A 23,775-nucleotide genomic window follows, 5' to 3' on the forward strand; every position below is an offset into this window, starting at 1 on the left:
GGGTCAGGCGCCGACGTAGTCCGCGAGGTGTTCGCCCGTGAGGGTGGAGCGGGCGGTGACGAGGTCGGCGGGGGTGCCCTCGAAGACGACGCGGCCGCCGTCGTGGCCGGCACCGGGGCCGAGGTCGATGATCCAGTCGGCGTGGGCCATGACCGCCTGGTGGTGCTCGATGACGATCACCGACTTGCCGGAGTCCACGAGCCGGTCGAGCAGGCCGAGCAGCTGTTCGACGTCGGCGAGGTGAAGGCCGGTGGTCGGCTCGTCGAGGATGTAGACGCCGCCCTTCTCGGCCATGTGGGTGGCCAGCTTCAGCCGCTGCCGCTCACCGCCGGACAGCGTGGTGAGCGGCTGGCCGAGGGTGAGGTAGCCGAGGCCCACGTCGGCCATGTTCCGCAGGATCCGGTGGGCGGCGGGGGTGCGCGCCTCGCCGGTGCCGAAGAACTCCTCGGCCTCGGACACCGACATCGCCAGCACCTCGCTGATGTCCCGGCCGCCGAGGTGGTACTCCAGCACCGAGGCCTCGAACCGCTTGCCCTCGCACTCCTCGCAGGTGGTGGCGACGCCGGCCATCATCGCCAGGTCGGTGTAGACGACGCCGGCGCCGTTGCAGGTGGGGCAGGCGCCCTCGGAGTTGGCGCTGAACAGCGCCGGCTTCACGCCGTTGGCCTTGGCGAAGGCCTTGCGGATCGGCTCGAGCAGCCCGGTGTACGTCGCCGGATTGCTCCGGCGCGAGCCGCGGATCGGTGTCTGGTCGACCGACACCACACCCTCGCCCGCCGGGATCGACCCGTGCACGAGGGAACTCTTGCCGGAGCCGGCGACGCCGGTGACGACGACGAGCACGCCGAGCGGGATGTCGACGTCGACGCCCCGCAGGTTGTGCGTCGTGGCGCCGCGGATCTCCAGCGCGCCGGCCGGCTCGCGTACCGTCTCCTTGAGGGCGGCCCGGTCGTCGAGATGGCGGCCGGTGAGGGTGCCACTGGCCCGCAAGCCCTCGACGCTGCCCTCGTAGCAGACGGTGCCGCCCGCCGTACCGGCGCGGGGGCCGAGGTCGACGACGTGGTCGGCGATCGCGATGACCTCCGGCTTGTGCTCCACGACGAGCACCGTGTTGCCCTTGTCCCGCAGCCGCAGCAGCAGGTCGTTCATCCGCCGGATGTCGTGCGGGTGCAGGCCGATGGTGGGCTCGTCGAAGACGTAGGTGACGTCGGTGAGCGAGGAGCCGAGGTGGCGGATCATCTTGGTGCGCTGAGCCTCACCGCCCGAGAGCGTGCCCGCGGGCCGGTCGAGCGAGAGGTAGCCGAGGCCGATCTCGACGAACGAGTCGAGGGTGTCGCCCAGCGAGGTGAGCAGCGGCGCCACGGACGGCTCGGCCAGGCCGCGTACCCATTCCGCCAGGTCGCTGATCTGCATGGCGCAGGCGTCGGCGATGCTGATCCCCCGGATCTTCGAGGACCGCGCCGCCTCGTTGAGCCGGGTGCCCTCGCACTCGGGACAGGTGGTGAAGGTGACCGCCCGGTCGACGAACTCCCGTATGTGCGGCTGCATCGCCTCCCGGTCCTTGGCGAGCATCGACTTCTGGATCCGCGGGACGAGCCCCTCGTAGGTCATGTTGATGCCCGCGATCTTCATCCTGGTCGGCTCGCGGTGCAGGAAGTCGTGCAGCTGCCTCTTGGTGAAGGCGCGGATCGGCTTGTCCGGGTCGAAGAGGCCGGACTCGGTGTAGAGGCGGTGGTTCCAGCCGCCCGCCTTGTAGCCGGGGATGGTGAGCGCGCCCTCGTTGAGGGACCTGGAGTCGTCGAAGAGCTGGGTGAGGTCGATGTCGGTGACCGAGCCCCGGCCCTCGCAGCGCGGGCACATGCCGCCGGTGACGCTGAACTCGCGCCGCTCCTTCACGGTCTGCCCGCCGCGCTCCAGGGTGACCGCTCCCGCTCCGCTGATCGAGGCGACGTTGAAGGAGAACGCCTTGGCCGAGCCGATGTGCGGTGTGCCCAGGCGGCTGAAGAGGATGCGCAGCATCGCGTTGGCGTCGGTGGCGGTGCCGACGGTGGAGCGGGGGTCGGCGCCCATCCGCTGCTGGTCGACGATGATCGCGGTGGTGAGTCCGTCGAGGACGTCGACGTCGGGCCGCGCCAGCGTCGGCATGAAGCCCTGCACGAAGGTGCTGTAGGTCTCGTTGATCAGCCGCTGCGACTCCGCGGCGATGGTGTCGAACACGAGGGAGCTCTTGCCCGAGCCGGAGACCCCGGTGAACACGGTCAGCCGGCGTTTGGGGATCTCGACGCTGACGTCCTTGAGGTTGTTCTCCCGCGCGCCGTGCACCCGGATCAGATCGTGACGGTCGGCGAGGTGCAGCGCGGACGCCGGCGCGTGGGTCCTCGTGGTCGTGGTCGGGGTCATCGTCTCTCCATCCCTGGGGGCCGCCTCCGACACGCTAGCCGCAGCGCCACGAGCGGTGCTTCTCGAATTCTGACCGGTTCTCGTCGAAGTCCCCTTCCGCTTCGACACACTATTGCAAGCGGGTGCTTGCAATTGTTAGCGAGAGTGGGGCATGGTGGGGTCATGGCATCGCTGAACGTCGGCAATCTCGGTGAGTACCTGCGCGAGCAGCGGCGGAACGCCCAGCTGTCGCTGCGGCAGCTCGCCGACGCCGCCGGGGTGTCCAATCCGTACCTGAGCCAGATCGAGCGCGGGCTGCGCAAGCCCAGCGCGGAGGTGCTCCAGCAGGTCGCCAAGGCCCTGCGCATCTCCGCCGAGACGCTGTACGTCCGCGCGGGGATCCTCGACGCCGAGCGGGACCGGGATGAAGTGGAGACGCGCGCCGTCATCCTCGCCGATCCCTCGCTCAACGAGCGGCAGAAGCAGGTGCTGCTCCAGATCTACGAGTCCTTCCGCAAAGAGAACGGATTCGGGATCGGCGAGCCCGCCGCGGACGAGGACGACGAGGACGGCACGGGGATCACGGACGAGGTCGCCGGCGGCACCGCCGTGCGCGGCACCCGCACGGCCGACGAAGACGATGCCGGTCCGCGGCGGACGGCCGGGTAACCGGACCAGGGCGCCGGCCGCCCCACCGCGGACCACACCAACCTCAGCCGAACGCGAATCCGGGAGGACCATCACCATGGCCATCACCGACGACCTGCGCAAGACCCTCAGCGACCCGACCCCGCTCTACTTCGCCGCCGGCACCGCCGACCTCGCCCTCCAGCAGGCCAAGAAGGTGCCCGGCCTGGTCGAGCAGTTGCGGGCGGAGGCCCCGGCCCGCATCGAGGCCGTGCGCAACACCGACCCGAAGGCCGTGCAGGAGAAGGCCGCGGCCCGGGCCAAGGAGGCGCAGGAGACCCTCCAGACCAAGGTCAACGAGTTCTTCGGCACCCTCGACGTCGACCTGAAGAAGCTCGGCGAGACCGCCCAGGACTTCGCGCTGCGCAGTGTCGGCGTCGCCGCCGAGTACGCCGTCAAGGCCCGCGAGACCTACGAGAAGGTCGCCGAGCACGGCGAGCAGGCCGTGAAGACCTGGCGCGGCGAGGCCGCCGAGGAGATCGAGGAACTGGCCATCGTCGTCGAGGGCAAGCCCGAGCCGGCCGACGTCAAGGCCGAGCCGAAGCCGGCCGGCGTCACCGCCGAGCCGAAGCCGGCCGTCGTCACGGCCGAGCCGAAGCCGGCCGGGACCACCGCGGGGACCATCACCGAGACCATCACCGGGCCCACCGCGGAGAAGAAGCCCGTGGCGAAGAAGGCGCCGGCCCCCGGCAAGAGCACCACCGCGAAGAAGACGACCCCGCCGGCCAAGTGACCCTGACCGACGAGGCGTGTACGGGCCGGGCACCTTCGGGGTGCCGGGCCCGTTCTATGGGTACGGTGGCTGTACTGACGACTCGACCCTGGTGGTGGGCATTGTGCTGATGACGGCATTCGGCGGCGTGATGTGGCTGATCTTCACCGCCATGCTGGCCATGGCCGTGGTGGCCTTCGTGATGGCCGCGCTGTTCCGCGAGGACGCGTACCGCGCCGCCGACAAGCAGAACAAGGGCTTCTGGCTGATCATCCTGGGCGTCGCGGTCGCCGTGAACCTGTTCGTCCCGATGCTGTTCCTGCAGCTGGCGGGCCTGGTGGCCACGATCGTCTTCTTCGTGGACGTCCGCCCGGCGCTCCAGCAGGTCTCCGGTGGCCGTGGCCGTGGCTGGGGCCGCCGCCGCGGCGGAAGCAGCAGCGACGGTCCCTACGGGCCGTACAACGGAGGTCGTTAGTCCAGCCACGTGCCGGGTGCCGGGTGCGGATCCGGCGTGGGCGGGCTACGACTCGCCCAGGGGGCGCCAGGGGGCGCGGGGAACTGCGCGAACGGCCCCCCGTGGGGGGCGCGCGGCACCGCCTACGGCGTACGGTCCAGCAGAACCACCGCCACGTCGTCCGTCAGCTCCCCGCCGTTGAGGTCGCGTACCTCGTGCACCGCGGCCCGCAGCAGCTCCTCACCCCGCAGACCCTCGGAGAGCTGGCGGCGGATCATCTCCACCATGCCGTCCTGGCCGAGCCGCTCCCCGTCCACGCCGACCCGGCCCTCGATCAGGCCGTCGGTGTAGAGCATCAGGCTCCACTCGGCGCCCAGCTCCACCTGCATGCGCGGCCAGCGGGCGCCGGGCAGCAGGCCGAGGGCGGGACCGTTGTTGTCGTACGGCAGCAGGCGCGCGGGCCGGCCGGGGCGGGCGATCAGCGGTGCCGGATGGCCGGCCAGGCACAGGCCCGCGCGGCGGCCGTCGGGGGCGATGTCCACCGTGCACAGCGTCGCGAAGATCTCCTCGTCGGCGCGCTCGTGTTCCAGCACCTCCTGGAGCGTGCTCAGCAGTTCGTCCCCGCACAGCCCGGCCAGGGTCAGCGCTCGCCAGGCGATGCGCAGCTCCACGCCGAGCGCGGCCTCGTCCGGGCCGTGGCCGCAGACGTCACCGATCATCGCGTGCACGGTGCCGTCCGGGGTGCGGACGGCGTCGTAGAAGTCGCCGCCGAGCAGGGCCCGGGAGCGACCGGGGCGGTAGCGCGCGGCGAAGCGCAGCGAGGAGCCCTCCAGCAGCGGGGTGGGCAGCAGGCCGCGCTCCAGGCGGCGGTTCTCCTGCGCGCGCAGCTTTCCCTCGGCGAGCCGGCGCTCGGCGGTGTCGGATCGCTTGCGTTCCACCGCGTACCGGATGGCGCGGCTGAGCAGGCGGCCGTCGAGTTCGTCCCGGAAGAGGTAGTCCTGGGCGCCCACGCGCACGGCCTCGGCGCCGCGCTCGGCGTCGGCGGAGGCCGTCAGCGCGAGCACGGCGTGCCGGGGTGCGAGCTGCAGCACGTGCTTGAGCACGGCCAGCTCGTCCTCGTCGGTGGCACCACCGGGCGCGGGCAGCGCGAGGTCCAGCAGGATGCAGTGGACGTCGTCGGTGAGCAGCCGCTCGGCCTCGGTGAGGTTGCGGGCGGTGCGGACGCGGACCGGTTTGCCGGCCGAGTCCAGCAGGTCGGGCACGATCGGCGAGCCGGCCGGGTCGTCCTCGATCAGCAGCAGGGTGAGAGTGGCGCCGGTGCCGCTCGTGGGCGTGGCGTCGCGGTGGGCCTCTTCCTTGAGGGGGCCGCCGACTGCGGAGGCGGCCTGCGCCTGACCACTCTCCACGGCCGGGATCGCTCTCTGCCGCGGTACGGGTACGGGCATCGTCTTGGGTTCCTTCCCTCCCCCCGAGGGCACGGCGGCGTCGAGGGGTCTCGACCCACCGACGGGTGACCATAGCGGCTGAGACCGCCTCGATGGAATGGTGTGAGCCGCGTCGCTCCCGTGCAGGCCGGTGTCATATGCCCCGTTCCATACCGCAGTTGGACGGGAAGAGGGCCCGAAGGGGATGACGAAGCTCACGTCCTGGCCCGGTTTGGGCGGTGATCGGCCGTGCGGTGGGTCACATGACGTACGTCACCAGGGACATGGCCGAATGACGTGGCTCGCTCCGAGCCTCATAACGTGCCTCAGGCGTCCGGGCGCACGACGCCCAGGATCGGCATCGAGCCGGCTCCCGCGACCGTCACCGTCCGCCCCGGGCGAGGGGCATGGATGATCGCGCCGTCCCCGACGTACAGGGCGACATGGCTGGCGTCGTCGAAGTAGATGATGAGGTCGCCGGGGCGCATGTCCTTGATGTCGACGTGCTTCAGCTGCTTCCACTGCGCCTGCGAGGTGCGCGGAACGGGGTGGCCGGCCGCCGCCCAGGCCTGGGAGGTCAGGCCCGAGCAGTCGAAGGACTCCGGCCCCTCGGCGCCCCACACGTACGGCTTGCCCAGCTGGGCGGAGGCGAACCGCACGGCCTTCTTGCCCTGCGCGGAGGCCTTGCCGTCGGCCTCCTTGAGGACGCCGGTGTCCAGCCAGGCGGTCTGGGCCTTGAGAGCGGCCTGTTCCTCCAGCTTGGCGAGCCGCTCCTTCTCCTCCTTCTCCAGCTTCGACTCGAACTCCTTGGCGGCGGCGATCTGCTGCTCGATCTTCTTCTTGGCGGCCGCCTTGGCCTTGCGGCCCGCCTCCAGCTTCTTCCACTGGGCGGAGGCGTCGTCGGCGTACTCCCGCAACTCCTTCTGGGTGCGGGCCATTTCGCCCAGCAGCTTCTTCGTCGCCTGCTGTCCCTGCAGGACCAGTCCGGCCCCGTCCAGGAACTGTCCCGGGTCGTCGCTGAGCAGGAACTGGGCGGTGGGCGGCAGTCCGCCGGTGCGGTACTGGGCCCGGGCGGACGCGCCTGCCTGGTTCTTGAGCTTCTTCAGCTTCTGCTGTCCCTCGACGATCTTCTTCGCCAGCGCGACGATCTCGGCGGACTGCTTCTTCGCCTTCTCCTCGGCCGCGTTGTAGGCGTCGGTGGCGACGGCCGCGGCGTGGTAGAGCCTGTCGAGCTTCTCGCGGACCTGCTCAAGGTCCTTGCCTCGCGGGGGAGTCGGAGAGGCCGGGGAGCCGCTCGACGCCGCGGTGGGGAGGGGAGTGGGGGCCGCGAACGCCGTACCGGGTGCCGCGAGCACGGTCACCGCGCAGACCGCGGTCAGGGCGGCCGTGAGCAGGCCGCGCTTGCCCGTACCCATACCCCATCCCCCCAACTGATTTACTGTCAGTAACTTACGGTCGCCTGAGGGATCGTGCCACGGCGGCGCGCAAAGTGACAGAGGCCGGTGGAAGTCGGGATTCCCCCGGCGACCGGCGTGTACGACGATCTCCCCGCCGGTGTGACGAACGACGCACGGAGATCGTTCCGTCCCGGCGTCCCCGAACGGGTGATGTCAGATCCGGGGGGCCAACGCTCCCCAGGCCACCGTCACTTCGCCCTGGCGCCAGCGTGCCGCGGAATCCGTCACCGGCCAGTCGGCGGAGAGCGCGCGGACCGTGCGGATCCAGCGCTGGCGGGCGCCGTAGGAGGCGTAGGGCGCGGCGGCGGCCCAGGCGCGGTCGAAGTCGCGGAGGAAGGTGTGCACGGGCTCGCCGGGGACGTTGCGGTGGATCAGCGCCTTCGGCAGGCGCTCGGCGAGGTCGGAGGGGCGGTCCAGGGAACCCAGCCGGGTGGCGAAGGTGACCGTGCGCGGGCCTTCCGGGCCGAGCGCCACCCACACGTGCCGCCGCCCGATCTCGTCGCACGTCCCCTCGACCAGCAGCCCGCCGCGCGAGGCGCCGCCCGCCGGGGCGAGACGCGCGCACAGCCGCTCCCACACGGCGGCGACCTCCGCTTCGCCGTACTGCCGCAGCACGTTGGCGGCCCGGATGAGCATCGGGCGGCCGAGCACCGGGATCTCGAAGCCGCCGTGCCGGAAGGTCAGCCCGTCCCGCTCGTACGGTCCGGCCGCCGCCACCCGTTCCGGTTCGATCTCCACGCCGACCACACGCGCGCGGGGGGCGACGGTGCGCAGCCGGCCGAGCAGTTCGACGGCGGTCCAGGGCGCGGCGCCGTAGCCGAGGTCGATCGCCACCGGATCCTCGGAACGCCGCAGTTCCGCGCCGTGCACGGCCGCGATCCAGCGGTCCATGCGGCGCAGCCGGTTGGGGTTGGTCGTCCCGCGCGTCACGTTTCCCACGGGGCGGGATGCGGCGCGGGCTGTCATGCGTACGAGGGTAAGCGGGGGGTGCGGTGATGCGCCGCCGGCCTGGGGGTCCCTGCCGGCTGCGGGCGCGGTGGGGCTGGTCGCGGGGCGGAGCCGCGTACCGGCCACAGCACCGCGACCGACGCCCCTCGGGTTCGAACCTTCGATCGATAAAGGTAATGATTGGGCAAAGCCGCCTGTTCGGGAAATGGCAGGGCCCCCGTCCGCTGTTGGACCCCCTCGGAGGGTGAGGTCGGTCCTCCGCCCGGCATGCCCGCAGCGAGGAGGAACGCCACGTGAGCCAGTACGTCAGCAGGCTCGGGCGACGCTCCCCGTCGGCCGCCCCCCGGCTCCGGCTGCACCGAAGGCCCCGCCGGATCGCCATGCTCTCCGTGCACACCTCCCCGCTCCACCAGCCCGGCACCGGCGACGCCGGCGGCATGAACGTCTACATCGTGGAGCTGGCCCAGCGGCTCGCCGCGATCAACATCGAGGTCGAGATCTTCACCCGGGCCACGGCGGGCGGCCTCCCGCCCACGGTGGAGCTGGCCCCCGGCGTCCTCGTCCGGCACATCGACGCGGGCCCCTACGAGGGCCTGGCCAAAGAGGACCTCCCGGCCCAGCTGTGCGCCTTCACGCACGGCGTGATGCAGGCCTGGGCCGGCCACCGCCCCGGCCACTACGACCTCGTCCACTCCCACTACTGGCTCTCCGGCCACGTCGGCTGGCTCGCCGCCCAGCGCTGGGGCGTCCCCCTGGTGCACGCCATGCACACCATGGCCAAGGTCAAGAACGCCAACCTGGCCGACGGCGACACCCCGGAGCCCCCCGCCCGCGTCATCGGCGAGACCCAGATCGTGGCCGCCGCGGACCGGCTCATCGCCAACACCGCCGAGGAGGCCGACGAACTCGTCAGGCACTACGCGGCCGACCCCGGCAAGGTCGCCGTCGTCCACCCCGGGGTGAACCTCGACCGCTTCCGCCCCGCCGACGGCCGCGCCGCGGCCCGCGCCCGCCTCGGCCTCCCGCCGGACGCCCTGATCCCTCTGTTCGCGGGCCGCATACAGCCCCTGAAGGCCCCGGACATCCTCCTGCGCGCGGTGGCCGTGCTGCTCGACGAGCGCCCCGAGCTGCGCTCCCGCATCCTCGTCCCCGTCGTCGGCGGCCCCAGCGGCAGCGGGCTCGCCAAACCGGAGGGGCTGCAGAAGCTCGCCGCCCGGCTCGGCATCGCGGACGTCGTGCGGTTCCGCCCGCCGGTCGGCCAGGAGCAGCTCGCGGACTGGTTCCGGGCCGCGTCCGTGCTCGTCATGCCGTCCTACAGCGAGTCCTTCGGCCTGGTCGCCATAGAGGCGCAGGCGGCCGGCACGCCGGTGCTCGCGGCCTCCGTCGGCGGCCTGCCGGTGGCCGTGCGCGACGGTGACACCGGCTTCCTCGTGCGCGGCCACCACCCCGCCGAGTACGCGCGCGTGCTGCGCCGTTTCGCCGACGAGCCGTCCCTCTCGGCGAGCATGGGGCAGGCCGCGGCCCGGCACGCCCAGTCGTTCGGCTGGGACACGGCGGCCGCCGCCACCGCCGACGTCTACACGGCCGCGACCCAGTCCCACCGCCGTCGCGTACGCTCCCACCATGGGTGAAGTCGAGAAGGCCGGGCAGGTTCTGGAGGCCGTCCTCAAGGACGCCGAACTGGAGTGGGAGAGCCCCGATCCCGGCAACTACGTGGTCAAGCTCCCGGGTACCCGCAAGCTCTCCACGACGGTCTCCTTCCTCGTCGGCCGCCACTCCCTCTCCCTCAACGCCTTCGTGATCCGCCACCCCGACGAGAACGAGGCGGGCGTCCACCGCTGGCTCCTGGAGCGCAACCTCAAGCTGTACGGGGTGAGTTACGCCGTCGACCGCCTCGGCGACATCTACGTCACCGCGCGCCTCCCCCTCGCCTCCGTCACCCCGGACGAGATCGACCGCCTGCTCGGGCAGGTCCTGGAAGCGGCCGACGGCGCCTTCAACACCCTTCTGGAACTGGGCTTCGCCTCCTCGATCCGCAAGGAGTACGCCTGGCGCGTCTCCCGCGGCGAGTCCACCCGGAACCTGGACGCGTTCAAGAACCTGATCGAGCGCCCGGCCGACTGACCCGCTTTTCTTACCCCGTACGAGGCTCAGCCCGCGCCGCTGTAGCGCCCCGGAGTCACCCCGACCAGCTTCTTGAAGTGCCGGGTGAGATGGGCCTGGTCGTAGAACCCTGCCGCCGAGGCCACCTCGCCCGGCGGCAGCCCGTCCAGCAGCAGCCGGCGGGCCCGGCCGACCCGGCGGGACATCAGGTACTGGTGCGGGGCGATGCCGTACGCGCCGCTGAACGCCCGCACCAGATGGGCGGGGTGGGCGTTCAGCAGCCGTGCGGCCTCCTCCAGCGGGACCCCGTCGACCAGCCGTGCGTCCAGCAGCTCCCGCAACCGGCGGGCGAGGACCGGATCCGGGCGCGCCCTCGGCGGCTCCGTCCGGTGCCGCAGATGGTCCCGCAGCCGCTCCCCGACGAGGGTCAGCCGGCTCTCCGCCTCCAGCTCGTCGCCGGGCCGGGCGAGCGCGGAGTGCAGCCGGCCGACGCGCCGCCGCAGCACCGGGTCGCGCAGGTCGGGGCCGTCCACGGCCGCACCGATCAGCTCTTCCCCCAGGCGGCTGCTGTCGAGGTACACCACCCGCTTGCGGAAGCCGTCCGGGGTGGCCGGGGAACCGTTGTGCGGGACGTGCGGCGGCAGCAGCGAGACGGTGTCGTGCGGGGTGCCGTGCTCGTGCCGGTCGAGGTCGTACCGCACGGCCCCGTCGTCCACGATGAGCAGCGTCCAGGCGTCGTGGACGTGCATCGGATAGGCGTACTCGGTGAAGTGCGCGTGGAAGACCTCGGTGACGCCCGGGACACGGGGGCGCCACGCGGTGACTTCCTGCCGGGCGCCCATGCAAAGAACGTACAAGACGAGGACGCACGGCGATCGGCAGTCTCATCCCATGAGCGCTGAACCCATCCGTCTCGACACGAAGATCGCCGTACTGCTGCGTGGGGACCTGGAGCCCTGGCAGCGCCTGAACGTCACCGCGTTCCTGGTCAGCGGACTGGGCGCGACGGTCCCCGAGCTGATCGGAGAGCCGTACGAGGACGCGGACGGCGTGGCCTACCTGCCGATGTTCCGGCAGCCGGTGGTGGTCCTCGAAGGCACGAAGGAGACCCTGAAGGCGGCCCACGGCCGGGCGCTGAGCCGAGCCCTGCCGCGGGCGGTGTTCACGGCGGACCTGTTCTCGACGGGCAACGACCGCGACAACCGCGCCGCGGTCCGGGCGGTCCCGACGGCCGAGCTGGACGTGGTCGGGCTGGCGGTGTACGGCCCGCGGAATGGGGTGGACAGGGTGCTGAAGGGGGCACGGATGCACCCATGAAGCCCCCGTCGCCCCTCGCCGCACCTTTATCCGAACATGCCGGGCACGTAGTCACCGGCGGGCTGCTGGACGATGACGTTCGCGCGGTTGTAGGCGTTGATCAGGGCGATGAGGGCGACCAGGGCGGCGAGCTGCTCCTCGTCGTAGTGCTTGGCGGCGTTCGCCCAGGCCTCGTCCGTGACCCCGCCGGCCGCGTCGGCGATCCGGGTGCCCTGCTCGGCCAGCTCCAGGGCGGCCCGCTCGGCCTCGGTGAAGACCGTGGCCTCCCGCCAGGTCGCGACCAGGTGCAGGCGAGTGGCGGTCTCACCGGCCGCGGTGGCGTCCTTGGTGTGCATGTCGGTGCAGAAGGCGCACCCGTTGATCTGGCTGGCGCGGATCTTCACCAGCTCCTGCGTGGCGGTCGGCAGCGTGGAGTCCGCGATCACCTTGCCCGCGGCGTTGAAGTGCTTGAAGAGCTTGCCGGTGAGGGGGTTGGTGTGCAGGTTCAGTCGAGCGTCCATGGTCTGCTCCCGTGTTCTCGCCGTTGCTTACACCTCTCTGACGGAGCGGCTCGACGGGATGTGACACGACGGGATGTGATACCCGTCACGCGACTGGATCAGATGGCCCGGCGGGGTCAGGCGGCCTGCTCCTGCCCCGGCGAGGGCTCGGCCGACCGCGGCTGTCGCACGGCGACCGGGAGGCCCTCGTCCGGCAGGCGCCGCATGAGCATCCCGTACCCGGCTCCGGCCATCGTGCCCACCGCCGCGCACATCGCCCACAGCCACTCGGCACCGAACCGGTCGATGACCGCGCCCGACATGAGGGGGGCGACGAGCGCGGCGACGGACCACGACAAGGTGTACATGCCCTGGTAGCGCCCGCGCCCCTGGACCGGCGACAGCCGGACGACGAGACCGGTCTGGGTCGGCGCGTTGACGATCTCGGCCAGGGTCCACACGCACACCGTGACCATGAAGACGCCGACCGAGCCGGCGAAGGCGGTGAGCCCGAAGCCGTACCCGGCGAGCAGCGAGGAGGCGACCAGCAGGGTGCGCGGGTCGCGGTGCTCGATGAACCGGGTCACGGGGATCTGCAGGGCGACGATCAGGATGCCGTTGACGGCGACGGCCAGCCCGTAGTCGGCGGGGGAGAAACCGGCCCGGCCCATCGCCACCGGAAGTCCCACGGACCCCTGCTGGAAGATCAGGGCGACCAGGAAGGACAACCCGACGACCGCCATGTACCGGCCGTCCCGGAGGACGGTTCCGAGCCTGACGTCGTCCTCCGCGTCCTTGGCCCCGACGGCCGCAGGCCGGGACTCGGGCACCTTGAGGAAGACGACGAGCGCACAGGCCAGGGTCATCCCGGCCTCGATCAGGAACCCGGTGAGATAGCTGAACTCTGCGATGAACCCGGCGGCGGTGGAGGAGACGGCGAACCCGAGGTTGATGGCCCAGTAGTTCAGGGAGAAGGCGCGTACGCGGTCCTCCGGACGAACGATGTCGGCCATCATCGCCTGCACGGCCGGCCGGGAGGCGTTGGAGGCCATACCGACGAGGAAGGCGACCCCGGCGATGGCGACCGGACCGGTCATGAAACCGAGCAGCGCGACGGAGGCGGCGGTGGCGGTCTGGGCGATGAGGAGGGTCGGCCGCCGCCCCAGCCGGTCGGCCATCACTCCGCCGCCCAGCGAGGAGACGACCCCGCCGAAGCCGTGCAGGGAGGCGACGAGACCGGCGTACGAGGCCGAGTACCCGCGGTCGAGGGTGAGGTAGAGGGCCATGAACGTGGCCACGAACGCGCCGAGCCGGTTGACGAGGGTGCTGGTCCACAGCCACCAGAACTCGCGGGGGAGCCCGGAGACGGTTTCGCGGGCGGCGCGTCTCAGAGTGGCTGGTGACATGGAGGGTCCCCCACGGTGGTAAGTGGCTCAGGCGGCGGCCACAACTTACAAAGGCGGGCCATCGGAGCGCCACTCAATTAGCGGGGGTCGTCAATCGTGGGGGTGTGCGTCGTGACGCCGCGTCAACGCGATCTACTGCTGGTGACGTTGTGCCAGTGTGGGCCGTCGGTGGTGCCGTCGCGCCGGCGGGGAGCGGGGATGGCGGCGCTGCGTCAGCGGACAAGGGTGAAGGTGATCGCGCGTCCTCCAGCGTCGCCTGCCGCGGTGCCTCGCCGCGTGCGGGGTGACCGTGCGCGGCGGGACCGGGCGCGAAGCGGACCCCGCCGCCGGTGCGGGCGTCTGCGCGGTGGACGGGGCCGCCCGTTCCGAGCGCCCAGGTGCACATAGCGGAAGCGGTAGCCGGCCGGGAGGGCCCATCCGCTCGCCCAGGGGTGGCGGAGTGTGGACACCGGAGCGACGTCCGAGGCGGAGCGGAAGCGCGAGGACGAGGCCCGCTCCAGCTCGAACCCGGCGGCCGGCCCCTCCCCAGACGTGTGCACGGCGCACCGCGTGTCCACGGCTCGAGCGCGGACCGCGCCCCCGAGACCGCTTAGGTAGGCTCGACGGCATGGCCGACGCACCGTACAAGCTGATCCTCCTCCGCCACGGCGAGAGCGAGTGGAACGCGAAGAACCTGTTCACCGGCTGGGTGGACGTCAACCTGAACGAGAAGGGCGAGAAGGAGGCAGTCCGCGGTGGCGAGCTCCTGAAGGACGCCGACCTCCTCCCCGACGTGGTCCACACGTCCCTCCAGAAGCGCGCGATCCGCACCGCCCAGCTCGCGCTGGAGGCCGCCGACCGCCACTGGATCCCGGTCCACCGCACCTGGCGTCTGAACGAGCGCCACTACGGCGCCCTTCAGGGCAAGGACAAGGCGGCGACGCTGGCCGAGTTCGGCGAGGAGCAGTTCATGCTCTGGCGCCGTTCCTACGACACCCCGCCGCCCCCGCTGTCGGACGACTCCGAGTTCTCCCAGGCGCACGACGCCCGCTACGCGACGATCCCGCCGGAGCTGCGCCCGCGTACGGAGTGCCTGAAGGACGTCGTCGTCCGCATGCTCCCTTACTGGTACGACGGCATCGTCCCCGACCTCCTGACCGGCCGCACGGTCCTGGTCGCGGCCCACGGCAACAGCCTGCGCGCCCTGGTCAAGCACCTCGACGGCATCTCCGACGCCGACATCGCGGGCCTGAACATCCCCACGGGCATCCCGCTGTACTACGAACTCGACGCCGACTTCAAGCCGGTCACCGCCGGCGGCAAGTACCTCGACCCCGAGGCGGCCGCGGCAGCGATCGAGGCGGTCAAGAACCAGGGCAAGAAGAAGTAAGCCCGCACGAACAAGCCCCCTGCCTGCGATTCTTCCGCTGGCAGGGGGCTTGTCGCTGTGCTGGGGCCGTCCCTGGGCCGTCAGGCGTTGTCCTGGCTTCTCCATACGGCACAGCCCGCTCCGAAGGTCAGTACGCAAGGGGGGACGGACAGGGATGGCCGCCGCGAAAGACGCAGCACTCCCGGGACACGCTGAGATGTGCCAGTACGTCACAGCCGTCGTCGATGCCCTTCGAAAGGTCGGGGCCCCGCCGAGCGAACGATGGGACGAGGCGCGAGCCAGTGCCCTTTACTGGACGGAAGGCGAGCCCGTCCTCGCTGGAGGGCCGTGGACGCGCGGAACGGTCGTGTTCTGGCGGATGACGGACGGCTGGCACTGCGCTCCCTTGGACGCACATGGAGATCCCGAACGGAAGCACGCACACCCCCTTGTGACTGCCCCCCTGACCCCGCCCGGCGCCCTTGCCGAGTTCCTGCTGCGGCTGTTCCAGTCGGGTGCGACGCCCCAGCCCGGTTCTGACGTGCATACCGAGGAAGGCCGCCAATGACGCTCAGACGGCTTCCGGGTTCGGCTGCGTGCCACTGAAGACGGCAGCGACTGCCTTACGAGTGGCTCCTGACTGGACGGCATCAGGTGCGCGTACACGCGGAGCGTCAGGCCCGGGTCCGAGTGGCCCAGGTACTCGGCGAGGGCCTTGATGGTCAGGCGCGTACGTCGTCCGGATCGAACCGCAGGTGCCGGCCGACCCCGAAGCCGCAGGGCAAGAAGAAGTAAGTCTGATCGAAGAGGCCCCCTGCCTGGGGTTTCTCCGCTGGGAGGGGGCTTTTCCATGCCTCTGGGCCGTTGGCTGCTTGGTCGGGCCGTGGTCAGACTCTGCGGAAGTCAGCTTCCGGCTGTTCCCCTCACCTCGGCCCGCGCTCCCACGTTACGAAGAGCCATGACGGCTGCCTCAGCGTCTTCCTGCGGCACGCCGTCGAGGATCATGGCGGGTACCTGCATCGCCAGAACCTTGCTGCGCCAGAGGCTCAGTCCTGTCAGCCGGCGCACGACCTGGGCGACGTCCAGCGTGCGACTGCCAGAGTCGGTGAGCACCACGTCATGCGGCATGTCGTCGCACACCAACAAGAGGTACTCGTCAGCCATGGTCTCCCCATCGATCTGTGGCCCCGGAGCCTATGTGTCCTCAGCAGTCAGGTCGCCTCGAAGCCGGCGGCCGTAGAGCCAGCTGTCGTATGGGGCCTGGCCGACGAGGTCGTACCGGCCGATCGCTGCAGGGGGGCCAGGGCGAGGGGGAGCGCAGTACCAAGGGCGGCACCCCTGGCAGGGGTGCCGCCCTTGGGCGTTGCCGCGCGGGACTCGGGAGTGATGGCACTCCCTGAGCCTCAGGAGTTGCTGAACGCGTCCCGCAGCCGCATCTCGTTGAACCCGTTGCCGTCGTAGTCGTCCGAGTACGTCAGCGCGAGACGGCCGGTCGAGGCCAGGGTCACGGCCGGGCCGCCCTGGCCGCCGCCGGTCACCACGTTCATCCGGTAGGCGGGGAGCCTGCCGGTCGTCGTGCCGTCCGCGTTGAAGCCGCGGGCCCACACGTCGTCCTTGCCCGCGTACAGGGTCCCGCCGATGTTCACGTCGAAGGCCTCCTGCCACGTGACCACGAAGCTGCCGTCGTCGGCGACCGCGACATCGGCGACGTCCTGGTCGGAGATCGGCCGCTGGCCGTCGACGTACGGGCCGCTGCTGGTGCCGTCCTCGGTGGTCCGCTGCTCGGCCGCCGCGGCGCTGCCGGTCGCGGAGAAGACACGGTCGTAGATCCGCTGCGGCCGCACCAGCGTGCCGGTGCCAGTGGTGTACTCGTCCGTCCACGCCACGACGAACCGGCCGTCGCCCGTCGACGCCACCGCGGGAACGGTCTGCTGCCCGTCGGCGAGGGAGTTGGCCACCTTGCGGGCCACGGCGAAGCCGCCCGAGGTGTTCAGCTTCGCGAGACCGATGTTGATGCCGCCGTTGCCGTCCGCGTCCTCCTCCCAGACGATCGCGGTGTTCCCGGCGTCGTCGATCGCCGCGTCGGCGCGGCGGTTCGACCCGGCCGCACCCGAGTTGATCGTGCTGACCTGGACGTCCTGGTAGCGCAGCGTACCGGTCCCGGACCAGCTGCTCGCATAGATCTGGTTGAGCGTGGAGCCGTCGGCCGTGCTCTCCCAGGCGACGGTGTAGGAGCCGTCGCCGGCCACCGCGACCGTCGGCCGCAGCTGGTCCCCGCTACCGGAGGCATGCGGGCGCGGCAGGGCGGTCACCGTGCCGTCCGAGGCCACCTTGACCACGGCGATGTCGGCGAACTTGTTGCCGTCGTCGTCCTTGGCCCACGCGACGATCGCGTTGCCCTGGTCGTCCACGCCCACGTCGGGCTTCTGATGCGACCACGTCGTGTTGCCGGCGGTGCCGCTGTTGCTCAGCAGCTTCTCGTTCCACAGCGCGACGCCGTCCTTGTACATGCGGATGTACACGTCGGTGCCCAGCTCGGTGTCCGAGGAGTCGTGCCGGTCGCCCTGCTCGTACACCACCGCGGTGTAGACGGACGAGGTGCCGCCGGAGGCGATGGCGCTGTAGTGCTGGTCGCCGCCGGCCTGCACGTTGACCCGCGAGTAGTGCTGGGACGTCGAGCCGTACTTCGAGGCGTCGATGTCGACCGCACCCGAGTGCACCTTGTTGAAGTTGGCGACGTAGGCCTGGTAGACCGTCGGGTCGTCGATACGCAGCAGCGTCTCGTCGTTCGTCTTCAGCGAGCCCGAGGTCCAGTTGTGGGACCCCGTGTACACATGCTGGACCTTGGTGCCGTCGGCCTTCGCCCACTCCGTCAGCAGGTACTTGGAGTGGGTGGTGCCGTGGTTGCAGGAGGCGGTCGCCGAGGACTTGTAGCGGCACCCGCCGGGGCGGTTGCCGTAGGCCGCGATGTCCAGGGCGGTCAGGTCGTTGACGCCGTCGTTGCCGCCGCCGTTGCTGAGATCGCGGACGTTCGCGTCGACGCTGCACCCCTGGGACCGCTTCGCCCGCAGGGCGTCGTAGACAGCCGGGCGGGTGGTCCGCTGGTCGAGCTCGGCCGCCGAGATCCTGATCTTTCCGTCGATCGAGCAGTCGACCTTGTCGATGAACGAGGCGAGGATGTCGGCGTTGCCGTAGTGGGTGGCGTCCGAGGCGGTGTCACGGGGGAAGAAGAACGCCTCGACGGGAGAGCTCGGGTCACCCGTGGTGTAGTCGTACGTTGTGTGCAGGCTGTCGCCGGCATGCTTGATCTGGTCGTTGAAGTGCGCGCGGTACCGGGAGGCGAGGGTCGCGTTGTTGGACACGACGACCGCGTTGTTGATCTCGCCGTCCTGGCCGCCCGCGAGGTTCTGCGAACTCTGCCAGACGACGTTCTTGCGTCCGTCGGTGAGCGCGTCGAACACGATGTACTTGTCGTGGTCGATCGCGTTCGTGTCGCCCGAGCCGTTGCCCAGGCAGCCGCGGGAGCACCAGGTGAGGCTGGAGTTGCCCGTCAGCGTCAGACCGTCCAGGTTGCTGCTGCCCCGGTTCGCCGACTCGGAGATGATGCGCAGCGTGACGCCGCGGCTCTGGGCGGCGGTGAGCTTCGCCCGCAGATCCGAGCTGTTGAACCAGTACATGCCCATGTACAGCGTCGAGTTGGGTGCCGCGAGATCGATCAGGTCGCCGACCGAGGTGTTGATCGAGGAGTCGTACGTCGTGGGCGTGGGGTAGTTGAACACCGCCGTGTAGTTCCCGGAGACGACGGTCTCCGCCTGAGCGGTGGCCGGAGCGAGCAGTGCCGCACCGAGGGCGAGAGGGGCACCGAGTGCCGCCAAGCGCCGTATCTGTCTGCCCATCTGTTTCCTTACATACATACGAGTTGGGGAAGCGCCATCTTATGGTGCGCTTATTTGCGCTCTTGACCGACGGTCGACGCGTCAGCGCACGGTGACACCTGTGAGGGGTGAGGGAACAGCGGAGCGCCGCGGTCAGGATCTCGAGGCCCTGCTCGTCCGTCGTGGTCTTCAGCGCCTGGCCGCAGGTTCGAGTTCTTCCGGGAGGGCGTCGGCATGCGCGTAGGTGTTCGTGGTCACGTCCAGCGCGCTGTGTCCCGCTTGTGCTGGGGGAACACGTCCGGGCGGGGAACTCGGTACCCGCATCGGCCGGGACCAGGCGGGTCTGCCGGGATCGCGGTGGGCTGCTGGTCGTGCGCCACGATAGGGGTGATGACCATGCCGCCCGGGGAGTCCGAGTCGCGGGCCGGGGATGCTGTGCCGTCCGACGCGGAGGCACGGCTGCGGGTGAGGGAGGCGTTGGCCGCCGCCGCCCGGAGTGCCGACGACCCCCAGCAGGTCCCGGGTGCGCTGTGCGCGGCGTGCGTACGGCTGCTGCCCGTCAGCGGTTCCTCGGTGTCGGTCTCCGGCGGCAACGGCGTCCGCATCACCTGGTGCGCCAGCGACCGGGTCGCCGCAAGGCTGGCCGAGCTGCAGTACACCGTGGGCGACGGCCCCTGCCAGACCGCCCTCGACCAGGGCGCCCCGGTCATCGCGGCCGACCTCACGCGGGGCCCCGACGCCCGCCGCTGGCCGATCTTCGCGCACGAGGCCGTCCCTCTCGGCGTCCGCGCCGTGTTCTCCCTGCCGCTCGGCGTCAGTGGCGCCACGATCGGCACCATCGACCTGTACAGCGACCGCGCGGGCGGACTCGTGGAGCAGGATCTGCGGACCGCGCTGTGGGTGTGCGACGCGGTGACCTCCGCGTTGGTGGCCCTCCAGGCCACCGCCCCCGCAGGCGCCGAAGAAGGAGCGGGGGGCGAGGTGGCGTTCTTGGCGGCGGCCTCCGAGGCCGATCACACCGAGGTCCACCAGGCGGTCGGCATGGTGATGGTGCAGCTGGACGCGGACTCCGAGCAGGCGCTGGACCGGTTGCGGGCCCGTGCCTTCGCCGAGGGCCGCACGGTCAGCCAGCTGGCCCGCGAAGTCCTGGCCCGCAAGCTCCGCTTCCACCCGGAACCCGGCGGCCACGGCGGCCCCGGTCCGAGCGGTGGTGGCGGTCGCGGGGGCTGACACCACCGTGAGGAGGGCGTGACGATGGGGAGGGGGGCGGTGGTGACGGCGGTGACGGCGCGGTGACTGGGTGGCGGGGGAGGGCCGCGTCAACGATGGGCGGACGCCTGACCAACGGTGCAGAGGCGGAGCAGACGCCCCGGCCGGCGGGCGGGCGCGCGTCTCGCACCGTCGGCAGGACGTCCGCAGCGAGCCGCTGTGCTCAGACCGGTGCTCAGATCGACAGCGGTACGGCGTGCACCTCGTCCGCCCGGTGCCCGGCACGCTCGTGGATGCGCTGGACGGCATCGGCCGAGGGGGCTTCGGAGAGGCAGTAGACGATGCCCGACTCCGGGTCCGCCCAGGCGTGCTCGAAGTGCACGTCCTCCTCCTGTTCGATGGCGAGGTCGGCCTGGTGCGCCTGCACCAACTGGTCGGCCGTGATGCCCTTCATCCCCCGGTGGACGTCCATGAACCTGGCCATGGCCTCACACCTCCTTCTCACCGGCTCCTCTCCATGCTGCGCCCGGCACCCGGCGAGGGCATCGGTACGACGAAGGGCCGACGTGAATCCACTTCACACCGGCCCCTCGACGGGCAGTCGTACGGTCAGCCGCACTGGCAGGGGTTGCCCGACTGGCATCCGCAGCCGCAACCCGAGCCGCAGCCGCACGCGCCGAACAGCGGAAGGCTCCTGATCTCGGCGGGCTGCTCGGTCTCGCGCTCCTGCGTGGGGTCGGGCGTAGTACTGGGGGATTCGGCCATGGGTCCCTCCTAGACGCTTGGGCAGGGGTGCCCTCGCCCAGTTCATGCCCGTTCCGCTGGGCGCATCAACGGCGCACGGAGGCGCCGGCACGCCTCACCCGGCGCCCTGTGAGCCCCGGCGACCTCCCGGCCCGGGGCCGTGAAACCCTTGGGGCCGGTGAAGGCCTGGGCCGTGAAACCGCTGGGGCCCGTGAATGCGCCCGGGGCCGTGAACCACTCCGGAGCGGTGAGCCCCTGAAGCCGTGGCGGCCCTGGAGCCGTGAAGCCCCGGAGCCGTGAAAGCCGCCCGGCCCCCGGAGGGGTTACGCGCCCTCGACCCCCGTCACCGGCTGGATGTCCTGCTGCAACTCGTCGGCGTGCTCACCCGTGACCAGGTAGACGACGCGCTTGGCGACGGCCACGGCGTGGTCCGCGTACCGCTCGTAGTAGCGGCCGAGCAGGGTGACGTCGACGGCGGTCTCGATGCCGTGCTTCCAGCGCTCGTCGATCAGGTGCTGGAAGAGGGTGCGGTGCAGCAGGTCCATCTCGTCGTCGTCCTGCTCCAGCTGGAGCGCGAGGTCGACGTCCTTCGTGATGATCACCTCGGCGGCCTTGGCCATCAGGCGCTGGGCGAGCTGGCCCATCTCCAGGATGGTGGCGTGCAGGTCCTGCGGAACCGCCCGCGCCGGGAAACGCAGCCGGGCCAGCTTCGCCACGTGCTGGGCGAGATCGCCGGAACGCTCCAGGTCGGCGGACATACGGAGCGACGTGACGACGATACGCAGGTCCGTCGCCACCGGCTGCTGACGGGCGAGCAGGGCTATCGCCCTGGCCTCCAGGTCGTGCTGGAGTTCATCGACCTTCTGGTCCGCCTCGATCACGCTCTCGGCCAGCTTCAGGTCGGCATCGAGGATGGCGGTCGTGGCGCGCCCGATCGCCGACCCGACCAGCCGGGCCATCTCCACCAGTCCGTCGCCGATCGAGTCCAGTTCCTCGTGGTACGCGTCCCGCATCAGGGTTCCCTCTCATACGTGTGCTTCGGGGGATGCCGGGGGCCGTGACACCTCGCGCCCGGCGCAGCCGGCGGTGCGAACCCCACGCTCCCCACGCTCCCACGTTCTGCCCCCTACGCGTCCGTTTCCGCCACCCCGAATGAACCACTACTGGCTCCAAGGTGAACTCTGGGCGACGAGTGTTCGAGGTCGCGCCCCGACGGCTGTGGCCATGTCGTACCCCATGCCTAACCTGGAGCCATGGACGTGAACGCGGCGGTCGCCGCAGCGGCAGCGATCGCCGGGGTGCTCACCGGCGTCATCGCCATGCTGGCGTTCCGCTGGAGTGAACGCGACCAGAAGCGACCCACCAGGACTTCTTTGCATACCGATCCCGTACTCCCGCCCGGCGTGGACACCGTGTTGTCCGTGCTCCGTTCCTCGGCCGTCGTCCTCGACGAGGCCGACGCCGTCGTCAAGGCCAGCTCCGCCGCCTACGCCCTCGGGCTGGTCCGCGGCGGCAAGCTCGCCGTCGAGCCCATGCTGCAGATGGCCCGCGACACGCGGCGGGACGGTGAGATACGCCAGGTCGAGCTGGACCTGCCACGGCGCGGCACCGGACGCGGCGAGGCCCTCGCCGTCTCCGCCCGCGTGGCCCCACTCGGCTCCCGCCTGGTCATGCTGCTGGTCGAGGACCTGACCGAGGCCCGCCGTATCGAGGCCGTACGGCGCGACTTCGTGGCCAATGTGAGTCACGAGCTGAAGACGCCCGTCGGCGCGCTCTCCCTGCTCTCCGAGGCCGTCATGGACGCCTCGGACGACCCCGAGGCCGTGCAGCGCTTCGCCGGCCGGATGCAGATCGAGGCGACCCGGCTGACCAACCTGGTCCAGGAACTGATCGACCTGTCGAGGGTGCAGAACGACGACCCCCTCGAGGACGCCGAGCCGGTCCGCGTGGACGAGCTGGTCGCCGAGGCCATCGACCGCTGCCGCCACCAGGCGGGCACGAAGCAGATCACCATGGCCGTCGGTGGTACGGCCGACCTGCACGTCTGGGGGAACCGGGGCCAGCTGGCCGCCGCCCTCGGCAACCTCGTCGAGAACGCCGTGAACTACTCCCCGGCCCGCACCCGCGTCGGTATAGCCGCGCGCCGGATCAGTGCCCCCGGCGGTGACATGATCGAACTCGCCGTCACGGACCAGGGCATCGGCATCTCCGACAAGGACAAGGAGCGCATCTTCGAGCGTTTCTACCGCGTCGACCCGGCCCGCTCCCGGGCCACCGGAGGCACCGGCCTGGGTCTCGCGATCGTCAAGCACGTGGTCGCCTCGCACGGCGGGGAGGTCACGGTCTGGAGCGCCGAGGGCCAGGGCTCCACCTTCACCCTCAGGCTGCCGGAGGCGGGCGCGGCCCGCGACCGCGCGCACCAGCACCCCGACCTCGACGACGAGGCCGGCACCACAGAGTCATCCCCGTACGAACCGCTTCCCGCCCCGGAGGTCCTTCCGTGACCCGAGTGCTCGTCGTCGAGGACGAGGAGTCCTTCTCCGACGCCCTGTCCTACATGCTTCGCAAGGAGGGCTTCGAGGTCGCCGTGGCGGCGACCGGCCCCGACGGACTCGACGAGTTCGAGCGCAACGGCGCCGACCTCGTCCTCCTCGACCTGATGCTGCCGGGTCTGCCCGGAACCGAGGTGTGCCGCCAGCTGCGCGGCCGCTCCAACGTCCCCGTGATCATGGTGACCGCGAAGGACAGCGAGATCGACAAGGTGGTCGGCCTCGAGATAGGAGCCGACGACTACGTCACCAAGCCCTTCTCCTCCCGCGAGCTGGTCGCCCGTATCCGCGCGGTGCTGCGCCGCCGGGGCGAGCCGGAGGAGGTCACCCCGGCCGCGCTGGAGGCCGGTCCGGTCCGCATGGACGTCGACCGCCACGTGGTGACGGTCGCCGGTTCGAAGGTCGACCTGCCCCTGAAGGAGTTCGACCTCCTGGAGATGCTGCTGCGCAACGCGGGCCGCGTTCTGACCCGCATGCAGCTCATCGACCGCGTCTGGGGCGCCGACTACGTCGGCGACACCAAGACTCTGGACGTCCACGTCAAGCGCCTGCGCGCCAAGATCGAGCCGGACCCGGGCGCACCCCGGTACCTGGTGACGGTGCGGGGCCTGGGTTACAAGTTCGAGCCGTAAACCCCTCCCGCGATCCGCATACGACGAGGCGTACGCCGAGGTGAGCCCGCGT

21 protein-coding genes and 1 pseudogene are annotated in these 23,775 nt (G+C 71.0%); 10 read left to right on the plus strand and 12 right to left on the minus strand.

What is annotated here, in order from left to right; translation table 11 throughout:
• Window positions 1–3: 3 nt before the first annotated feature.
• Window positions 4–2,400, minus strand: coding sequence for an excinuclease ABC subunit UvrA (locus ABZ079_RS31355; protein WP_356942817.1), 2,397 nt, complete (start codon window positions 2,398–2,400; stop codon window positions 4–6).
• A 162-nt stretch (window positions 2,401–2,562) separates the two neighbouring features.
• On the opposite strand from ABZ079_RS31355, the gene ABZ079_RS31360 reads away from it, so the two are divergent.
• From ABZ079_RS31360 to ABZ079_RS31370, 3 genes are all read left to right on the plus strand, one after another.
• The gene (locus tag ABZ079_RS31360; RefSeq protein ID WP_356942818.1) at window positions 2,563–3,048 is read left to right on the plus strand and encodes a helix-turn-helix transcriptional regulator; all 486 of its coding nucleotides are present in this window, start codon (window positions 2,563–2,565) and stop codon (window positions 3,046–3,048) included.
• A gap of 76 nt (window positions 3,049–3,124) precedes the next feature.
• Entirely contained in the window at window positions 3,125–3,799 is a 675-nt protein-coding gene (locus tag ABZ079_RS31365) for a hypothetical protein (RefSeq protein WP_356942819.1), read from the plus strand.
• A gap of 103 nt (window positions 3,800–3,902) precedes the next feature.
• Entirely contained in the window at window positions 3,903–4,253 is a 351-nt protein-coding gene (locus tag ABZ079_RS31370; RefSeq protein WP_356942820.1) for a DUF2516 family protein, read from the plus strand.
• Window positions 4,254–4,375: 122 nt separating this feature from the next.
• On the opposite strand, the gene ABZ079_RS31375 is transcribed toward ABZ079_RS31370, so the two are convergent.
• The 3 genes from ABZ079_RS31375 to ABZ079_RS31385 all read right to left on the minus strand — a co-directional run bounded on the left by ABZ079_RS31375 (window position 4,376) and on the right by ABZ079_RS31385 (window position 8,079).
• Window positions 4,376–5,677 (minus strand): fused response regulator/phosphatase, encoded by a 1,302-nt coding sequence (locus ABZ079_RS31375; protein WP_356942821.1) that lies wholly within the window; start codon window positions 5,675–5,677, stop codon window positions 4,376–4,378.
• Window positions 5,678–5,982: 305 nt separating this feature from the next.
• On the minus strand, window positions 5,983–7,071 hold the full coding sequence (locus ABZ079_RS31380) for an NlpC/P60 family protein (protein WP_356942822.1): 1,089 nt from the start codon (window positions 7,069–7,071) through the stop codon (window positions 5,983–5,985).
• Between the two features lie 195 nt (window positions 7,072–7,266).
• Window positions 7,267–8,079 carry a class I SAM-dependent methyltransferase gene (locus ABZ079_RS31385; RefSeq protein ID WP_356942823.1) on the minus strand — a complete coding sequence of 271 codons (813 nt, stop codon included), beginning with the start codon at window positions 8,077–8,079 and terminating at the stop codon, window positions 7,267–7,269.
• Between the two features lie 275 nt (window positions 8,080–8,354).
• Between ABZ079_RS31385 and mshA the strand changes: the two genes are divergently transcribed.
• A complete protein-coding gene (gene mshA, locus ABZ079_RS31390; RefSeq protein WP_356942824.1) occupies window positions 8,355–9,692 on the plus strand; it encodes a D-inositol-3-phosphate glycosyltransferase in 1,338 nt (445 codons plus the stop codon).
• The gene (locus tag ABZ079_RS31395; RefSeq protein WP_356942825.1) at window positions 9,685–10,185 is read left to right on the plus strand and encodes a YbjN domain-containing protein; all 501 of its coding nucleotides are present in this window, start codon (window positions 9,685–9,687) and stop codon (window positions 10,183–10,185) included. The genes mshA and ABZ079_RS31395 overlap by 8 nt, the downstream gene beginning before the upstream one ends.
• 26 nt (window positions 10,186–10,211) lie before the next feature.
• Here the strand turns inward: ABZ079_RS31395 and ABZ079_RS31400 are convergent, their stop codons facing one another.
• Window positions 10,212–11,006 carry an AraC family transcriptional regulator gene (locus ABZ079_RS31400; RefSeq protein WP_356942826.1) on the minus strand — a complete coding sequence of 265 codons (795 nt, stop codon included), beginning with the start codon at window positions 11,004–11,006 and terminating at the stop codon, window positions 10,212–10,214.
• A 49-nt stretch (window positions 11,007–11,055) separates the two neighbouring features.
• Between ABZ079_RS31400 and ABZ079_RS31405 the strand changes: the two genes are divergently transcribed.
• The gene (locus ABZ079_RS31405) at window positions 11,056–11,481 is read left to right on the plus strand and encodes a DUF2000 domain-containing protein (RefSeq protein WP_356942827.1); all 426 of its coding nucleotides are present in this window, start codon (window positions 11,056–11,058) and stop codon (window positions 11,479–11,481) included.
• 26 nt (window positions 11,482–11,507) lie between these two features.
• On the opposite strand, the gene ABZ079_RS31410 is transcribed toward ABZ079_RS31405, so the two are convergent.
• Together ABZ079_RS31410 and ABZ079_RS31415 are read right to left on the minus strand one after the other, a co-directional pair.
• Window positions 11,508–11,981, minus strand: a complete 474-nt coding sequence (locus tag ABZ079_RS31410) for a carboxymuconolactone decarboxylase family protein (protein ID WP_356942828.1) — start codon at window positions 11,979–11,981, stop codon at window positions 11,508–11,510.
• A 116-nt stretch (window positions 11,982–12,097) separates the two neighbouring features.
• Window positions 12,098–13,366 (minus strand): MFS transporter, encoded by a 1,269-nt coding sequence (locus ABZ079_RS31415; RefSeq protein ID WP_356942829.1) that lies wholly within the window; start codon window positions 13,364–13,366, stop codon window positions 12,098–12,100.
• Window positions 13,367–13,973: 607 nt separating this feature from the next.
• Here ABZ079_RS31415 and ABZ079_RS31420 point away from each other — a divergent pair.
• Window positions 13,974–14,735 carry a phosphoglyceromutase gene (locus tag ABZ079_RS31420; protein ID WP_356942830.1) on the plus strand — a complete coding sequence of 254 codons (762 nt, stop codon included), beginning with the start codon at window positions 13,974–13,976 and terminating at the stop codon, window positions 14,733–14,735.
• A gap of 550 nt (window positions 14,736–15,285) precedes the next feature.
• Here ABZ079_RS31420 and ABZ079_RS31425 read toward each other — a convergent pair.
• The 3 genes and pseudogenes from ABZ079_RS31425 to ABZ079_RS31435 all read right to left on the minus strand — a co-directional run.
• A pseudogene (locus ABZ079_RS31425) lies at window positions 15,286–15,434 on the minus strand (site-specific integrase); the annotation flags it as partial.
• A 183-nt stretch (window positions 15,435–15,617) separates the two neighbouring features.
• Window positions 15,618–15,878: a ribosomal protein L7/L12 gene (locus ABZ079_RS31430; RefSeq protein ID WP_356942831.1), complete on the minus strand. Its 261-nt coding sequence runs from the start codon at window positions 15,876–15,878 to the stop codon at window positions 15,618–15,620.
• A 239-nt stretch (window positions 15,879–16,117) separates the two neighbouring features.
• Window positions 16,118–18,610 (minus strand): phospholipase D-like domain-containing protein, encoded by a 2,493-nt coding sequence (locus ABZ079_RS31435; protein ID WP_356942832.1) that lies wholly within the window; start codon window positions 18,608–18,610, stop codon window positions 16,118–16,120.
• 369 nt (window positions 18,611–18,979) lie between these two features.
• Between ABZ079_RS31435 and ABZ079_RS31440 the strand changes: the two genes are divergently transcribed.
• Window positions 18,980–19,819, plus strand: coding sequence for a GAF and ANTAR domain-containing protein (locus ABZ079_RS31440; protein WP_356942833.1), 840 nt, complete (start codon window positions 18,980–18,982; stop codon window positions 19,817–19,819).
• 214 nt (window positions 19,820–20,033) lie between these two features.
• Here ABZ079_RS31440 and ABZ079_RS31445 read toward each other — a convergent pair whose 3' ends face one another.
• Window positions 20,034–20,282: an SCO4226 family nickel-binding protein gene (locus ABZ079_RS31445; RefSeq protein ID WP_356942834.1), complete on the minus strand. Its 249-nt coding sequence runs from the start codon at window positions 20,280–20,282 to the stop codon at window positions 20,034–20,036.
• 583 nt (window positions 20,283–20,865) lie between these two features.
• Complete coding sequence (gene phoU / locus ABZ079_RS31450; RefSeq protein ID WP_356942835.1) at window positions 20,866–21,555, minus strand: phosphate signaling complex protein PhoU; 690 nt, start codon at window positions 21,553–21,555, stop codon at window positions 20,866–20,868.
• 240 nt (window positions 21,556–21,795) lie between these two features.
• Between phoU and ABZ079_RS31455 the strand changes: the two genes are divergently transcribed.
• Both ABZ079_RS31455 and ABZ079_RS31460 read left to right on the plus strand, forming a co-directional pair.
• Complete coding sequence (locus tag ABZ079_RS31455) at window positions 21,796–23,046, plus strand: ATP-binding protein (RefSeq protein WP_356942836.1); 1,251 nt, start codon at window positions 21,796–21,798, stop codon at window positions 23,044–23,046.
• Window positions 23,043–23,723: a response regulator transcription factor gene (locus tag ABZ079_RS31460; RefSeq protein ID WP_030342036.1), complete on the plus strand. Its 681-nt coding sequence runs from the start codon at window positions 23,043–23,045 to the stop codon at window positions 23,721–23,723. Before ABZ079_RS31455 ends, ABZ079_RS31460 begins: the two co-directional genes overlap by 4 nt.
• Window positions 23,724–23,775: the final 52 nt, after the last annotated feature.

Origin of the sequence: Streptomyces sp. NPDC006314 (assembly GCF_040613075.1) — a bacterium.
In the GTDB taxonomy this organism is placed as follows: domain Bacteria; phylum Actinomycetota; class Actinomycetes; order Streptomycetales; family Streptomycetaceae; genus Streptomyces.

Bases quoted from the DNA above. Each gene is read 5' to 3' on its own strand.
- ABZ079_RS31355 (WP_356942817.1), bottom strand. From the start codon at position 2,400: ATGACCCCGACCACGACCACGAGGACCCACGCGCCGGCGTCCGCGCTG.
- ABZ079_RS31360 (WP_356942818.1), top strand. From the start codon at position 2,563: ATGGCATCGCTGAACGTCGGCAATCTCGGTGAGTACCTGCGCGAGCAG.
- ABZ079_RS31365 (WP_356942819.1), top strand. From the start codon at position 3,125: ATGGCCATCACCGACGACCTGCGCAAGACCCTCAGCGACCCGACCCCG.
- ABZ079_RS31375 (WP_356942821.1), bottom strand. From the start codon at position 5,677: ATGCCCGTACCCGTACCGCGGCAGAGAGCGATCCCGGCCGTGGAGAGT.
- ABZ079_RS31380 (WP_356942822.1), bottom strand. From the start codon at position 7,071: ATGGGTACGGGCAAGCGCGGCCTGCTCACGGCCGCCCTGACCGCGGTC.
- ABZ079_RS31385 (WP_356942823.1), bottom strand. From the start codon at position 8,079: ATGACAGCCCGCGCCGCATCCCGCCCCGTGGGAAACGTGACGCGCGGG.
- ABZ079_RS31395 (WP_356942825.1), top strand. From the start codon at position 9,685: ATGGGTGAAGTCGAGAAGGCCGGGCAGGTTCTGGAGGCCGTCCTCAAG.
- ABZ079_RS31400 (WP_356942826.1), bottom strand. From the start codon at position 11,006: ATGGGCGCCCGGCAGGAAGTCACCGCGTGGCGCCCCCGTGTCCCGGGC.
- ABZ079_RS31405 (WP_356942827.1), top strand. From the start codon at position 11,056: ATGAGCGCTGAACCCATCCGTCTCGACACGAAGATCGCCGTACTGCTG.
- ABZ079_RS31410 (WP_356942828.1), bottom strand. From the start codon at position 11,981: ATGGACGCTCGACTGAACCTGCACACCAACCCCCTCACCGGCAAGCTC.
- ABZ079_RS31415 (WP_356942829.1), bottom strand. From the start codon at position 13,366: ATGTCACCAGCCACTCTGAGACGCGCCGCCCGCGAAACCGTCTCCGGG.
- ABZ079_RS31420 (WP_356942830.1), top strand. From the start codon at position 13,974: ATGGCCGACGCACCGTACAAGCTGATCCTCCTCCGCCACGGCGAGAGC.
- ABZ079_RS31430 (WP_356942831.1), bottom strand. From the start codon at position 15,878: ATGGCTGACGAGTACCTCTTGTTGGTGTGCGACGACATGCCGCATGAC.
- ABZ079_RS31435 (WP_356942832.1), bottom strand. From the start codon at position 18,610: ATGGGCAGACAGATACGGCGCTTGGCGGCACTCGGTGCCCCTCTCGCC.
- ABZ079_RS31440 (WP_356942833.1), top strand. From the start codon at position 18,980: ATGACCATGCCGCCCGGGGAGTCCGAGTCGCGGGCCGGGGATGCTGTG.
- ABZ079_RS31445 (WP_356942834.1), bottom strand. From the start codon at position 20,282: ATGGCCAGGTTCATGGACGTCCACCGGGGGATGAAGGGCATCACGGCC.
- phoU (WP_356942835.1), bottom strand. From the start codon at position 21,555: ATGCGGGACGCGTACCACGAGGAACTGGACTCGATCGGCGACGGACTG.
- ABZ079_RS31455 (WP_356942836.1), top strand. From the start codon at position 21,796: ATGGACGTGAACGCGGCGGTCGCCGCAGCGGCAGCGATCGCCGGGGTG.